The 14,869-nt window shown below is 39.1% G+C and carries 13 protein-coding genes and 1 other annotated feature; of the genes, 3 read left to right on the plus strand and 10 right to left on the minus strand.

Going from position 1 to position 14,869, the window contains the following annotated elements:
- Positions 1–29 precede the first annotated feature (29 nt).
- Positions 30–98: a sequence feature (ribosomal protein L21 leader region), on the minus strand.
- Between the two features lie 107 nt (positions 99–205).
- The gene (gene srtB / locus VIK44_RS13650; protein WP_331554444.1) at positions 206–925 is read left to right on the plus strand and encodes a class B sortase; all 720 of its coding nucleotides are present in this window, start codon (positions 206–208) and stop codon (positions 923–925) included.
- 154 nt (positions 926–1,079) lie between these two features.
- Here the strand turns inward: srtB and VIK44_RS13655 are convergent, their stop codons facing one another.
- The 8 genes from VIK44_RS13655 to VIK44_RS13690 all read right to left on the minus strand — a co-directional run bounded on the left by VIK44_RS13655 (position 1,080) and on the right by VIK44_RS13690 (position 9,654).
- Entirely contained in the window at positions 1,080–1,562 is a 483-nt protein-coding gene (locus VIK44_RS13655) for a nucleoside-diphosphate kinase (RefSeq protein WP_331554445.1), read from the minus strand.
- 1,079 nt (positions 1,563–2,641) lie between these two features.
- On the minus strand, positions 2,642–3,328 hold the full coding sequence (locus tag VIK44_RS13660) for a TIGR03936 family radical SAM-associated protein (RefSeq protein WP_331554446.1): 687 nt from the start codon (positions 3,326–3,328) through the stop codon (positions 2,642–2,644).
- On the minus strand, positions 3,303–5,168 hold the full coding sequence (locus tag VIK44_RS13665) for a TIGR03960 family B12-binding radical SAM protein (RefSeq protein WP_331554447.1): 1,866 nt from the start codon (positions 5,166–5,168) through the stop codon (positions 3,303–3,305). The genes VIK44_RS13660 and VIK44_RS13665 overlap by 26 nt, the downstream gene beginning before the upstream one ends.
- 93 nt (positions 5,169–5,261) lie before the next feature.
- Positions 5,262–6,074, minus strand: a complete 813-nt coding sequence (locus VIK44_RS13670; protein ID WP_331554448.1) for a class I SAM-dependent methyltransferase — start codon at positions 6,072–6,074, stop codon at positions 5,262–5,264.
- A 118-nt stretch (positions 6,075–6,192) separates the two neighbouring features.
- Entirely contained in the window at positions 6,193–6,627 is a 435-nt protein-coding gene (locus VIK44_RS13675; protein WP_331554449.1) for a hypothetical protein, read from the minus strand.
- Positions 6,628–6,756: 129 nt separating this feature from the next.
- Positions 6,757–7,503: a protein kinase domain-containing protein gene (locus VIK44_RS13680; protein WP_331554450.1), complete on the minus strand. Its 747-nt coding sequence runs from the start codon at positions 7,501–7,503 to the stop codon at positions 6,757–6,759.
- Positions 7,493–8,197, minus strand: coding sequence for an ABC transporter ATP-binding protein (locus tag VIK44_RS13685; RefSeq protein WP_331554451.1), 705 nt, complete (start codon positions 8,195–8,197; stop codon positions 7,493–7,495). The genes VIK44_RS13680 and VIK44_RS13685 overlap by 11 nt, the downstream gene beginning before the upstream one ends.
- Positions 8,198–8,391: 194 nt before the next feature.
- Positions 8,392–9,654, minus strand: a complete 1,263-nt coding sequence (locus tag VIK44_RS13690) for an MFS transporter (RefSeq protein ID WP_331554452.1) — start codon at positions 9,652–9,654, stop codon at positions 8,392–8,394.
- A gap of 178 nt (positions 9,655–9,832) precedes the next feature.
- Between VIK44_RS13690 and VIK44_RS13695 the strand changes: the two genes are divergently transcribed.
- Complete coding sequence (locus tag VIK44_RS13695; protein ID WP_331554453.1) at positions 9,833–10,729, plus strand: DUF445 domain-containing protein; 897 nt, start codon at positions 9,833–9,835, stop codon at positions 10,727–10,729.
- Between the two features lie 181 nt (positions 10,730–10,910).
- Positions 10,911–11,936: a branched-chain amino acid aminotransferase gene (locus VIK44_RS13700; RefSeq protein ID WP_331554503.1), complete on the plus strand. Its 1,026-nt coding sequence runs from the start codon at positions 10,911–10,913 to the stop codon at positions 11,934–11,936.
- Positions 11,937–12,171: 235 nt separating this feature from the next.
- Here the strand turns inward: VIK44_RS13700 and VIK44_RS13705 are convergent, their stop codons facing one another.
- Complete coding sequence (locus VIK44_RS13705) at positions 12,172–14,136, minus strand: bifunctional UDP-sugar hydrolase/5'-nucleotidase (RefSeq protein ID WP_331554454.1); 1,965 nt, start codon at positions 14,134–14,136, stop codon at positions 12,172–12,174.
- Complete coding sequence (locus VIK44_RS13710; protein ID WP_331554455.1) at positions 14,133–14,717, minus strand: flavin reductase family protein; 585 nt, start codon at positions 14,715–14,717, stop codon at positions 14,133–14,135. Before VIK44_RS13710 ends, VIK44_RS13705 begins: the two co-directional genes overlap by 4 nt.
- Positions 14,718–14,869 lie beyond the last annotated feature (152 nt).

Below are 14,869 nucleotides of genomic sequence, written 5' to 3' on the forward strand. Positions count from 1 at the left end.
TTTTAATAATTGCATACATATTCTACACCTCCTCATTCCAGACTCGCCACAAAAGGTGCTTTCGACTTAATACCTTTTATGCGCGGCTACATAACTCTATAAATGTTATCATGAAGAATGATCCTTGTCAATGAAAATAAAATAGTAGCATTTCACCAAGAGTTGGATATAATAATAAATAAAGATTTCAAATTAGGAGGAACCAATGACAGAAGCTGAAAAAGTCCATCGAATACTATTTCTGATAAGCGGCATCTTAATTCTTGTTTTCATTTGCGGCATTGGTTATTATGTCTATCCCCTCATTATGAAAGGCCAACAGAAACAGATGATTATTGACATCGCTCAGGGTGAGATTACCAAAAACAGCGACACCATTGATTTTGAAGGGCTTAAAGCCCTTAATCCCGAAACCGTTGGCTGGGTGTCAATCGAGGGCACTCCACTGGATTATCCGGTTGTCCAAACGGACAATAACGACTATTACCTTTCCCATAATTTCGAAAAAAATCCAGCCATTGAAGGAACGGTTTTTTTGGATGCTGTATGTGATTCAAAGAAGTCCCGGAATGATATTCTTTACGGTCATTACATGAGAGATGAAACCATGTTTGGGGTTTTATGGCAATATCAGGATGAGGCATTTTTAAAAGAGCATAACCTTATTAAATATGATCGGCCCAGTGATTCCGGAGAATGGGAAATATTTTCAGTGTACACCACTGAAGCGGATTATGATTACCGTCAACCGGAATTTGCAAATGACAATGATTTTATCAGTTATATGAACCGTGTTAAAGACCGTTCCATTTATGATACCGGTGTTGTGCTTAACCCCACCGACAGTGTCCTGACCCTTTCAACCTGTATCTATACCTTTGACAATGCCCGGTTTGTTGTGCATGCACGAAAAATAATTAAATAAAAAACGCCCTTTTAGGGGGCGCTTGAGACTTAGATAACGTAATTTGACAAACATCTTTGCGAATTTTTGTTTCAGAATGCACACAATATGAATCGTAAGAATATGCTGATCAATTTCTGAATGAATTTTGTATTTGAAAGGGATGAGATTCTAATTATTTCACTAAAACGCTATACTTTTCATAGGTTTCCGGGTTAAACCATAGAGCCAATTCCTCTAAAAAAGACTCCAGAGAATCGCTCCCATGAATAAGGTTGTTAACACATCGGTTTTCCAGGTTAGCCTTTTCCATTGAATCCAAGCCATAATCTCCTCTTATGGTACGTGCTAATGCAATAGAAGGATCAGTTGGACCAATCAAGGCTCTGGCATTGGCAATGGCTTCTTCCCCTTCCTGGCTTAGAATAATCGGGATCATACCTTTTCCAACAAAAGAATTAACCGCCATGTTTTTAAAAGAGTTGCCCAATTTTTCGACTACCTGGTGATAATGCTTGAGAATTAATGATTCATCGACTTGTTTATAACCAAAGATTTCTATCCTAAAATCACTATTTTTAAACCGTTGTAAGATGTCCTCAACCAACCCTCGTTCCAGAGCATCGGGTTTCATAATAATTAAACAATAAGATTTCATAGAAGTATCTCCTTTTTTTTGGCATGGTCCGGATTGACATTTTAATTTTTCATAATCTGCATTGAAAAACAAAAAAATATTGGCAGCTAAACAGATTCCATATATTAAAAGATTCCTCGGAATCTGAGGAGAAAAAATATTCCAAAAAATGCTAAAACCGGTTCCACAATTATTTCCTGCAGAACCGGTCTCAGTTTTCGATTTCAGTTGTCATTCCTTTGGGACTCACCCCTCTCGATTTTTACCAAAAATCCTTCTTCACTTCTCTAATGTAAACTAAACGCTTAACTTTCAGGCTTTTTCTTACTTTTTTCAACTAGGAATTTTTTTATTTTTCATTCTTACCCACTTGTTTATGTCTTGAAATCATTCAGGAATTCACTCTAAATATCTTTCAGACAGATTATCAAGCTATAGGTTTTAATTTCCCTAATCTTTCAAATTTCGGAAAAGTCTGCTCCAATTTTCTTCTTCTTAATCAGAAACTTGTTGTTTACTTACTTGCTTGAATATTGTCTCGAAATAATTTAGGAATTCACCATCTAAACATCCTTCGTACAGATTACCAAGCAGAGTCTTAAACTTTTCCAATCTTGAGAATTTCAGAACAATCTGTTCTTACATTCAAATACTTTGCCTTTCAATTAACTTACTTAACTATTATCGTTTGATCAGATGAAATGAATTATCCTCGATACATTATCTTCATTATGACTACATCCAAATGAATCATTAAAACAGATGCAGTTTTCTCATAATACGTATACCTATCTCAAATAAATTTCAAATTGACTCAATACACATTACCCAATAATCTTTGGCTTTGTGAATGCATATGGATTGATAATAGTCGATAAAATCGTTTTATACTTATCGGCACGGTAAGAAGTGTTACTCTTCAAACCATAACCGTAATCCTTTAAACTCTATCGGCTTGTTAAGACGTTGTTTACTTTTCAATGATCGAGACCATTCAATTAGAAAAGGATTGAGTTGATCTTTGATATGACTTCATTATAGCACCATTCCAATAAAAGTAAAGTACTTTTTTGTAAACGGTTGTAACTCTTTTGTAAAACTTAAGAATCTTCCTCAAGAATCAATTGTTTTCGATGAATTTGGATGGTAGGATCAATGATAAACAGATCCTCTATCTCCTCATTAATACTGGCTAAAATGAGCTCTGGCTTCACACATTGCTGTTCGATATAACAAAGTGACATTAATATAGTTGCATATTTATCGGTGGCTTTTTCTAAATTAATCCTTAAAGAATCAATAAAAGGCCGAATATCTTTTTCAACCAGCTTTCCCTTTTTATTCCTTTTTTGAATGAGAATTTTTGGCATGTCTAAATAAGTATTTAAGGCAGTGGACAGATCCTCAATGCTTAACGGTTTTGCAAGCTTGACGATGAGCTGATATTCGCTTTTCGTAATGGAAGCAGAAAGTGAGGTCTTCCCCTCTTCACAGATCCGTGCACTTAGAATCAAAAGGCCGTTTGGTAAAACACGGTTCATTCTTTTTACAAATTCATCACAGTCCATTTCTTCTGATAGAACAACATCCCCGTATTCGCAGTCACTGGTTAACCCCACCGACATGGCTAAAGCAAAGGACATTTTAGGATGTGGATTAAATCCCAGAGAATATTCAACCGGCATATCCCCTCGGCGAAAGGCACGCTGAAAAAGCCGTTGCTGATCCAGATGGGATAAAAGCCGGAGTTCCCTGGTACGATTAAACTGATACTGTATTTTGATCATTGCATTTCCACCCTTCTTTAAATTCCATAATCCCGCAATTTGAACAGTGTTCCCGGCAAAATGGTGTGGTTAAAGCTTCAAGGGATTTTTTATGTTCAGCAATTAAATAATCTTTTCTTACCCCGGTATCAATAAATTCCCATGGTAATATCTCATCATAATCCCGGGTTCTGAGGGCATAGAAATCCGGATCGATGTCGGCTTCAGTAAAGGCTTCCATCCATTTTTCAAAGTCAAAATATTCTCCCCAGCCATCAAAGCGACAGCCCTTTTCATGGGCTTTTAATAAAACCGCGCCTAATCGTCGGTCCCCTCGGGCAAAGACCGCTTCTAAATAACTGACGGAACTGTCATGATAGCTAAAGGAAATCTTGCGATCCTTGATTTTTGATTTTAAATGGTTCTGTTTATCCTTAAATTCCTGTTGTGTATTCTGACCCATCCACTGAAAGGGCGTAAAGGCTTTTGGCACAAAGGAGGCTGCACTCAATACCACCTTAAGGTTTTTATTACGGATTTCCCGGTCAATTTTATAATATTCATCCACGGTTTTCTGGCCTAATGCAGCAATGCCGCTAACATCTTCAAGGGTTTCACCGGGAAGACCAATCATGAAATAAAGTTTCACATGTCCCCAGCCTTTTTCAAAGGCCGTTCGAACAGTGTCAAGGAGGTTTTCTTCGGTAACTCCTTTGTTAATTACATCCCGCATACGCTGAGAGCCAGCTTCCGGCGCCAGAGTCAAACCGGTTTTTCTCACCTTTTGTATTTGTTCAAGCATATCAATACTCAGAGAATCAATCCGTAACGAAGGCAGCGAAAGTCCAACCTGCTCCCCATCATATTCTTTCACAAGGGTATTAATCAAGGCTTCAATCTTACTGTAGTCACCGGAACTCAGAGATGAAAGAGAAATTTCGTCGTAGCCTGTTGCTTCTATCAGGGCTTTGATTTTTTCCTGAATGGTAGGAATGGAACGTTCCCGGGTAGGGCGATAGATCATACCTGCCTGACAAAAACGACATCCCCGACCACAGCCTCGAAATATTTCAAAGCTAATACGATCATGAACAGTTTCGGTGTAGGACATGACAATTTTGTCAGGGTAATAGGCAGCGTCTAAATCCGTTATAAATTGTTTCTTTATTTTTTCAGGGGCTTCAGATACAGTGGGTTTAAAGTCTATGATAATCCCAGTGGCATCATCATAGGTGGTTTCATAAAAAGAAGGAACATAAACCCCTTCAATCTTTGCCGCTATTTTTAAAAAGTCAGTGCGATTGCCATCGGTTTTCTTAAAGCCGCGGTAAGCATCCATAATCTCTAGAATTACCTCTTCCGCTTCCCCGATAACAAAAATATCTATGAAATCAGCAAGGGGTTCGGGATTATAAGCACAGGGACCACCGGCCATGACAAAAGGTTCCTCTTCTTGACGGTCTTTGGCAAGAAGTGTGATGTGGCCAAGTTCAAGCATATTCAAAATATTGGAAAAACTCATTTCATACTGCAATGTAAAACCAACAAAGTCATAGTCTTTTAAAGGTGTCATTGATTCTAAGGCATATAAGGGCAAATTATGGATTCTCAGCTGTTCTTCCATATCCACCCAGGGGGCAAATACCCGCTCACACCAGATATCTTTTTGTTCGTTGAGAATGCCATAGAGAATCTTCATGCCTAAATGGGACATTCCCACCTCATAGGTATCCGGAAAAGCGAAAGCAAATCGGATCATGTCAGCATCCGGTGTTTTATGAACGGCATTGACTTCATTGCCAAGGTAAGTAATGGGTTTTGTCACTAAAGGTAAAATATTTTTTTCAATATAATTATTCATTCATTCCTCATTTATATAAATTGTATTTTGATTTTCAAGTTCTTATATCATACCATAAGATATAATCAGTTTTGATAGGAACCCTTTATATTATTATTTGGAAACCTTCCAAATAAGTTCACCCCTTGTTTGACTCATAATTTCCGTAATGAATCCGTCTTTTTCTTTCTGGTCTAAAAACGCATATAAAGATTTTATTTTTTCAGGCGATTCGCTGATATCCAATTCCAGGGGATAGATTTCCCTGGCTTTTTCTAGAGGCAATAAACGTTCATAGCTTCCCATTTCATAGGACAGCTCAGCTAAATAACCTTTTGTCCATAGGATATTAAAAATATAATTGATGATATTATATTGGGGTTTAAAGGCTTGATCGGTGACACTGTAAAGTTTTTCTTTGAGTGCACCCGAGCGCTTAACAAAGGCTGATAAACAGCAGGATCCTTTACAAGCCATTAACATCTTATATAAATCAGCCGGGCCATTAATGGCAGGTGACATACTGGCAATGACTAAATCAAAGGGTTCTTCTAAAACAAAGTTTTCCCAATCCGAAAGAACAAATTGGATATTATCAACTCCGGCTTCTTTTGCATTTTTTTTGGCATAGTCTAACATTTTTTCTGAAAAATCCATGGCAACCACTTCTTTGACCACCTTGGCAAGGGCAATGGCTAATTGTCCGGATCCGCATCCAATATCCAGGGCTCTGGAGTTACTGTTAATCAGACCCTTTTCTAAAAAAAGTTCAACTTTTTTTTCTCGATTCGAAACAGAGCGATTTTTTGAAACGGATTGATTGAATTCTTCAGCCCGGAGATTCCAAAAATCAGCATTCCGATCATTGAAGGGATGATCATTTAACCATAGGTTTTCAAAATAATCGGTATTTAAAGTATTTTTCATGTTTTTTCTCCTTTTTTGAAAATTTAAATAGGTAATTGCTAAATTTATAAACACATCCGTAAACTGACATCAACGCTCACTGTACTTTTTGCAATTGCTTACGAGTCAATAAACATTATTAGCGATTGATAAAAAACAACCCTGTAAAACACAAGGCAATGCCAAAAAGGTGGTTTATGGTGAGAATCTCTTTATAGAACAAAACACCTACCGGTATGAGAATAATCCCCAAAGTAACGTTGGCCACCACAGATCCCACACTGATGTTCCAGCCTAACCGATAGGCCATAATATATCCGAATTCCAAGGCTACCACACTCAGACCCAAAATATAGCTGGTCCAGTTTAATTCACTGATAGAAGTGAAAATATTTTTTTCTAACCCTCCGGTCAGTATTAACAGAGTCCCAGTTGCAAGGACTGCTACCACATAGGTTACCAACAGAGATAGAAATGGATTCGCTGTTTGCGGTGTGGATTTTGTGCAAATATTATAAAATACATTTGACATCACAATAAGTGCAATCGGGAGATAAAAGGTTAATTCTTTCATAAATAATTCAGGCTCCTCTTTGTTTTAGGGACAATATATTTTGACAACTGGTTGGATCAAGGGCCAGCAGGCTTTGCCGGTTGGTCATGAGACACAGACAGATTACATAAATATCCGCAAAAATCGTTATCAGATAAATTCGTTAAAGTTCGTAACCGCATTTTTATTTTGAATAAACGAAAGTTTGAAATCATGGCTCAGGGCCCTGATTTCTTTATAGGGAGACTCAATGGCCAAAAGGCGTTTGATGACCTTCTTTTCCTCTTGGCTTAAAATTAAGCCATCAATTGACAAATCCTCCGGGTTTGTGGAAAGTGACCGGGACGCAATCCCAAGGCGCATGAAAACGTCTCCGATCCCCCAGAAATCCTGGTTAAAACGAAGACATCGGGAGGATTTCCGCCTGGCGGATCCAAAGTCAATTAAAGAAATGATGCCATGATCCCAAAGAATATTTCGGGGATTAATATCACAATGACAAATCCCTGACTCCTGAATAACCCCAGTGATTTCAATGAGTTGTGAGATGATTCCTATAATTTCAGTTTTTGAAAAGGCCACACCCCAGGTTAAGGTGTCTTCAAGAGTATCTCCGGGTTTCTTTTCCATCACAAATCCGTAAACCCCATCCTGATCAATGACTTTCAAAAGTCTGGGAATTCCGGGATGGCGGACTTCACGTAAAAGTTTAGCCTCAAGGGAAAGCTTTGATTTTCGCCGTTTAACATCGTTTTGATTAAAAACCTTAAAAACAAAGGCTTCCCCATTCTGTGTAATTTCATAACAGGTGCCAAAGTCCCCTTTGCCCAGAATGTCAACAAAGCCATAGCCAAACATGGGAAGAAAGCCTTTAATAGTGGTTATCCTACCACTCAATGTCATCTACCGATAATGGATTTTCATTGATATAACATGCTTCAACCATGCCATTTTTCATTTTAATGACTTTGTCAGCTATAGGTGTAATGGCATGGTTATGGGTAATTAAAATAACCGTCATTTTTTCTTTCTCACTGGTTTGCTGGAGGAGTTTTAAAATATTTCTTCCGGTGTTATAGTCCAGGGCACCTGTTGGTTCATCACATAGCAAAAGCTTTGGTCGCTTTGCCAGTGCCCGGGCAATGGCAACACGTTGCTGTTCCCCTCCTGAGAGCTGGGATGGAAAGTTGTTTAGTCTGTCTTTAAGCCCCACACTCTCTAAAACAGTAACAGCGTCCATGGGATCACGGGAGACCTGGGTTGCCAGTTCAACATTCTCAACAGCTGTAAGGTTTTGTATTAAATTATAGAACTGAAAAACAAACCCCGTGTCGAAGCGTCGATAGGTTGCCAAATCCCGTCGATTCAATGAAGCGATCTCTTTGTCACCAACAAATACCTGGCCTTCATCACAGCTATCCATACCACCTAAAATATTAAGCACCGTCGTTTTTCCAGCGCCACTGGGCCCTACAACAATGGCAAATTCACCTTCTTCAATTGTAAATGAAATGCCATTGGCAGCATTAATGGTGACCTCTCCCATATGGTAACGTTTATATACCTTTTTAAATTCAATAAATGGTTTCATACTCGCCTCACATTATTTTAATTCTTGCTTTTTAGTATAGCCTCTGGGATTTAATTCGTCAAGATAAACGCCCAAACCCTGAATTTTCCATAATAAAAAAGAAAGGTTTCCCTTCCTCTTTTATTGTTTAACTGGTTTTCATTTGCAACGAATTCAACGACATGACCAGATACGATAAAATCCAGGCATCACCATTAAATTTCTGAAGATGCAGGGACTTTCGCTTGATTCATTTGCTCGCTCTTGATCCCTAAAATGCGATTGAGAATCAAGGCAATTCCCGCAAAAACCATAATGGTAATAAAGGTTGAACTATAATCTCCTCCAGAATTTTCAAGTAAAGAACTGGAAATCAATGGTCCAAGCATTGCTGCCGGTATCAATGAAAAATTTGTAATACTAAAATTAAGCGGATAATTCTTTTGTCCATAAAATTTATTGATAACCGCCGATGACAATGCCGGTGCACCACCATAACAAACTCCCACCGATAAAAGACCAATGAAGATTAAAATAACATTTTGAAAGGTTGCCCCCAAAAACAAGGAAAAGCCGGCTAACAGTAACAGGATATTGTTGATCATCATGGTTTTATTTCGACCGATTTTATCAAACAAGGTTCCAAACACCACACGTCCACCGCCGTTAAATACCGAAACCAATAATCCCAATTGAGCAGGAGCCCCAAAGGCAATGGCAATGGTTGCCGCACTTCCTATTATGAGCAAACCCGATGAACTAACCATGATCACCCAAAAGAAAAATGACCAGAATACACCTGTTTTTAACATTTCAACAGAAGAATATTCTCTATTTTGACTTTTTTCAACCTTGACTGTATCTGAACTCTTCGCTGTCGGTAAGGGTCTTTTCATGAAAAAAGAACCTGCAACTAAGATAATAGTCCCTATTACAGCTAAATAGAAAAAGGTTTCCATGACGCCAACGCGTCCAATCATGCTATTGATCAGAGTCCCGAGGATCAAACCGCCTAAACCGAATCCCATTAATAAAATTCCTGAAGCCATTCCCGATTTTTCTGTAAACCATGGCACAACTGCACAGATAATGGCATTATATGCCATACCCACACCCGTTCCACATAGTACCCCATAAAAAACATACAACATTAACAAACTTTGATCGGGTTGGGTTACATCAATGTTTGAAACACTGAAAAATCCAACAAAAAGCAAAACCGCTGCGATTAAAACAATGTATTGGTTTTTTATTACCTTGGCTAATTGTCCGCTGGCAAATCCGCCCAGACAAAAAAAGATAATGGAAATTGTAAAATTAAGTGATAAGTCCGTTGCCGTCCATGATTCGAAAACTTTGTTTAGCGGGGCTCTGAAAATTGACCATGCATATAATAACCCCAAAAACATCAACATAATTGTTCCCACAATTAAGTATACCCATCTTTTCTTACTCTCGTTTTTTATCAATTGCTCCATCTTCTCAACATCTACTCCCTAATTTTTTTTACTTATTGTATCAGCTTGATTCAAATTATACAAGAATTATTCGAACATTATGCAGAGGATTACATTTTGCATGCTAAGCATTATAGGGACTGGACACTTTTTAATTTAAAGTTTACAATGATACGAGTATCTTTTATAGGAGGACATCATGGATTTTAGTTTTTTTGTCGGACCACTGGTCGGAGCGATTATCGGGCTTATTACCAATGGAATTGCCATTCGAATGCTGTTTCGCCCCTTGAGGCCGGTTAAAGTCTTTGGTTTGCAATTACCGTTTACCCCTGGCCTGATCCCTAAAGAAAAAACACGGATTGCTAAATCCTTAGGCAAAGTGGTAGCCAACACCTTAGTTAATGAAGAAGTAGTGAAAAAAGGTTTATTGTCTCAGGAAATGGATGATAAAATAACAAACTACCTGGAAAAATGGATTGAAAAAAACCGCAGCAGTGAGCAGACCCTTAGAGAAGTTCTTTTTTCCTTTACCGGAGAAGAACCGGGTTTAACTCTCATCGATGACGTAAAATGCAAGGCCGTCAGTCTTTCTTACGGGCGTATGAGCAACCTTGAGCTTGGAGCGCTTTTATCAGAAGTCGCTGTGGTTGAAATTGTCAGTAACCTACAGGGGTCTATGTTTGCCATGCTCATTAATGATGGCCTTATTAATTCCGCAAAATTAAAAATTGCTGAAATAATTGATCATTTGATTGAATCCAGAGGCAAAGAAATCCTGGAAAATATTGTCAACACAGAAACGGATAGCCTGCTTGATTCAAGGCTTTGCGATTTGTATAATCAATATGAAAAGCGTATTCCTGAAGCCAGGTCCTGGTTACTCAATACCTATCACCAGATTATTGAAAAAAATATTGGAACCATGCTGCATGCCCTGGATCTTTCACAACTGGTCGAAGATCAGATCAATGGGTTTGATGTTCTGGAATTCGAAAAAATCATTTTCGAAATTATGAAAAAAGAATTAAATGCCATTGTCTGGTTAGGTGGACTTTTGGGTGGTATCATGGGACTGTTCATGTCCTTTTTCTAAATTCATAAACACAACCGTAAATTGCTTCGCTGTCTGTTTACATGAAACAATTTTTCCACTATACGTCGTACAGTTCGTTGAACTGTTCGCCTATACGTTATAAAATTGTTTATGAAAACTGACAGCGAAGCTCACGGGATTATTGCAATTGCTGGGATAATTTTTAAGAGAGGAGCTTATGATGACAAAAAAAATTAATATTGATTGGGAAAATCTGGGTTTTGATTATATCAAAACCGATTTGAGATATCTTTCGTACTGGAAAGACGGCCGCTGGGATGACGGTCACTTAACAGAGGATAACACACTGCATTTAGGAGAAGCTTCTCCCTGCCTTCATTATGGTCAGGAGTGCTTTGAAGGTCTGAAGGCTTACCGAACAAAAAATGGGGAGATCCAATTGTTCAGAGTTGATCAGAATGCCAAACGTTTCCAGGATTCATGTAGACGTCTTTTAATGCCGGAAATCCCGGTGGGATCATTCATTCAGGCCTGTATCGATGTTGTCAAAGCCAATGAAGCTTACCTGCCCCCTTATGGGTCTGGAGGATCACTATACATACGGCCGATAATGCTTGGTATTGGAAACAGCATTGCCGTTAAGCCGGCAAGCGAATATCTTTTTACTGTTTTTTGCATGCCGGTGGGCGCCTATTTTAAAGGCGGCATGACCCCGGTAAATTTCATGATTTCAGATTATGACCGTGCAGCATGTAACGGCACCGGACAGCAGAAAGTGGGAGGTAACTATGCCGCATCCTTAATTGCCCATGACATTGCCGCTAAAAAGGGATTTGCGGATTGCGTTTACCTGGACCCCACCACCCATACTAAAATCGAAGAAGTGGGCGCCGCTAATTTCTTTGGCATCACCAAAGATAATCGTTTCATTACCCCTATTTCCTGTTCCATTCTCCCAAGCATTACAAAGTATTCCCTATTATACTTGGCAGAAAATGTTTTAGGAATGGATGTTTCAGAAGAAGACGTCTATATTGATGAGCTGGATATGTTTTCCGAAGCAGGTGCCTGCGGTACTGCAGCAGTGATTACTCCCATTGGCGGCATCGAGTATCATAACCGACTCCATGTTTTTTACAGTGAAACCGAGGTTGGTCCGGTAACCCGAAAATTATACGACACCCTAATCGCCATTCAGCTGGGAGACATTGAAGGTCCTGAAGGTTGGATTACCAAAGTTAAATAATCATAAAGACCGTTATAAAAAAAGGTGAAACCGATTCATGGTTTCACCTTTTTTGTATACTGTATGGGCAGGTATTACCCGCCCGCAAACGTTAGTAATCAATCAGATATCTTCAGGCGATTAATAATCGCCCCTATGAATTTTTCAAAATTCACGAATGTTCCGGATGCTTACATGTTATCAGCAAAACCAACGATAAAATATTATCCTTTGCATATTCACACACAATATAACCTTATTCCTCTTTCTTCTGGGCTTCAATTTCGCTCAGTCTGGCCTGTTTTTTGAGTTTTCGTTTTTTACGGGTCGCAATTCTTATGATTATATACAAAATGGTGATAATCACAATGGAAATGAGCCCATAAACCATAATGGCAAATTCATTGGGATTATTGAGAATTGCTCCGAGGCTGTTGTTATCATCAACATTTTTTCGTTCATGAGTTTCATTGTAATAGTCTGGGATAACAGAAACCCCCTCTTTTTTGTCAAAACTCGAGATGTAGGTTGCCAGGGTGATCCATTCTTTTACTTCGGAACCATTGTTATAAATAATGTAGTCTTCAAAATTTGTCACCGGATTTCCATTTTTATCCTTTGGAACCAGAGAAATGATACCAAAGGTTTGGGCTTGAACAGCCCCAAGCATCTGACAGGAATACAAGCCGGCAACCACACGGTAGAGTTTATCGTCCTCAAGTTTTGCAACCCCTTCATTTGTCACTAAATGAGCATCTGTGACCTTATTAAAGATCAACCGATGTGGGTTAAAGGTGAAATCCAAACCTGAGGTGTAGAGCTGAGCATCAGACATCAAAGCTGTAACGGATGCATCAACTTCAGCCACTGATTTTAATTCTTTTCCGGTAAGATAAATACTCACCAATGGATACCCGGGAATCCCATCTTTTCCAATACCAAGAGAGCTGACGTTAAAGGCATCCGAAACGGTGAGGTCCCCTTGGGTAATAGAATTGCGAATCACACCATTGGGAACAATGGCAGCGGAAATCTCTTCGTAATTCTGTCCTTCTGCCTGTTTTACGCCATGGATATACGCATCCGTAATCAAGTTTCCCAGTGGACTTTCAGCATTGGCTTTAGTAAGCTCGGATAAGGTCTGGAAAGAAAAGGGAGATCGGGCAATGAGCTGATCAAAGGTATAACCATACTGATTCAAGAAAGTCTCTTGAACCTTTGCTTTAAAACCATTGATCTTTTCAAGAGCATCGCTTTCTGATGGGATATTAGAGGTTATAGGTGTCAGTGCATAGGACTCAACCGTAAAGCGGCCATTGCCATCGGGGTCTAATACAATTTTCCCCAGGTATCGTCCATAAGCATCCGCAGCGACGATCATGGTATTCCCTGAAATAATGGGTTCTTCCAAAGTACTGTGGGTATGCCCACTGATAATCAGGTCAATATCAGGGACATTCTTGGCTAATATTTGATCTTCTGATTTACTGGGATCCGGGTTAATCCCGGAATGGGATAAGGCAATAATCATATCCACCCCTTCCCCTTTGAGCTCTCCGACAATGCGTTTTGCAGCAGTTGTGTTGTCTTCAAAATCAACCGCTGCAGTTGGAGCAGTGGCAGCAGCATCTTTTCCAAACAGCCCAAAAACTCCGATTTTAACACCATTTTTTTCAATGATGGTGTAGTCTTTAAGACCAATCCCATTAAAGGCAGTTTTTAGATCAGCAAGTTCCGGGGTAAGGTTTCCTGATTTATCCAAAGGAAAAATGATGTTTGAGGCAACCAATTGGGGTAATGGGTCCCCATTGGATACCGCCGCATTTAGCATGTCTGTTAAGCCACTGGTTCTGTAATCAAATTCATGATTTCCAAGAGTCGTTGCATCATAACCCAAGTTCCCTAACATCCTTAGTTCAGACGCATCGGTTTGAAATAAGGTTTGAAATAAGGTGCCCATGGAAAAATCTCCGGCATCCACAACAAGTGGATCCGAACCGGTCGCTTTTTCATTGAGAATAAGGGTTTTGATTCGGGCAAGGCCTCCGGCTTCAGTAACCACGCCCTCATCACTTATTTTATAAGGTAAAAAGTTTGAATGGATATCATGGGTAAAAAGAACCGTTACTTTTTTTTCGGTTGCCATAACCGGGAATATGCTTAAAAATAATAAAATAAGGACCACTACAAATCCTAAAAAAAGCGCACGCTTGCTTTTCATTTAATCCCTTTCTTTTTTTTCTTATTTTTTCGTACGGTATAGCCAAAGGTTCCGCATTTTTTACCAAGGCCAAAATATTCCCCGTGGACATAGGCAAGAAGCCCGGCTTTATCCAAATGCAGCTTCCCATTTTCATCAAGCAAGGCCTCATTCACATGAACGGCCAAAATATCTGAAATAAACAGATCATGGGTTCCAAGAGCAACGATTTCCTTTACATGACATTCCATGCATAAGGGACTATCAGCCAGCATCGGAGATTTCACCGCATCACCGGGTTCCAGGGCTAAATTCATGATCTCGATTTTATTCACATCACGACCGGATCTTACACCGCAAAAATCAACCGCCTTCACCAAATCAACGGTGGAAAGGTTAATGGTGAACTCACGGGTTTCTGAAATGATTTCATAGGACAATCGACTGGGTCTCAGGGAGATATAGGTCATTGGGGGTTTCGTATTAAGTATACCCACCCAGGCAACGGTTAAAACATTTGCTTTTTCATGATTGCCACAGGTCACTAATACAGGGGGCACCGGGGCTAATAAAGCACTTCCAGGCCATTTTATCTTACTCATAATTATTTCTCCGGTTTTCATAGATTGTTTTCTTAATTATATCAGCTTCCATAATAAAATAGAAGTAAATCATTTTAAGAGCATTTTTTTCTTGCATTTTCAGGTACAGATGGGATAATATTATAGACAACACTTTTAATTGGACAGGAGCA

Source organism: Acetobacterium sp., assembly GCF_036508315.1.
GTDB lineage: Bacteria > Bacillota > Clostridia > Eubacteriales > Eubacteriaceae > Acetobacterium.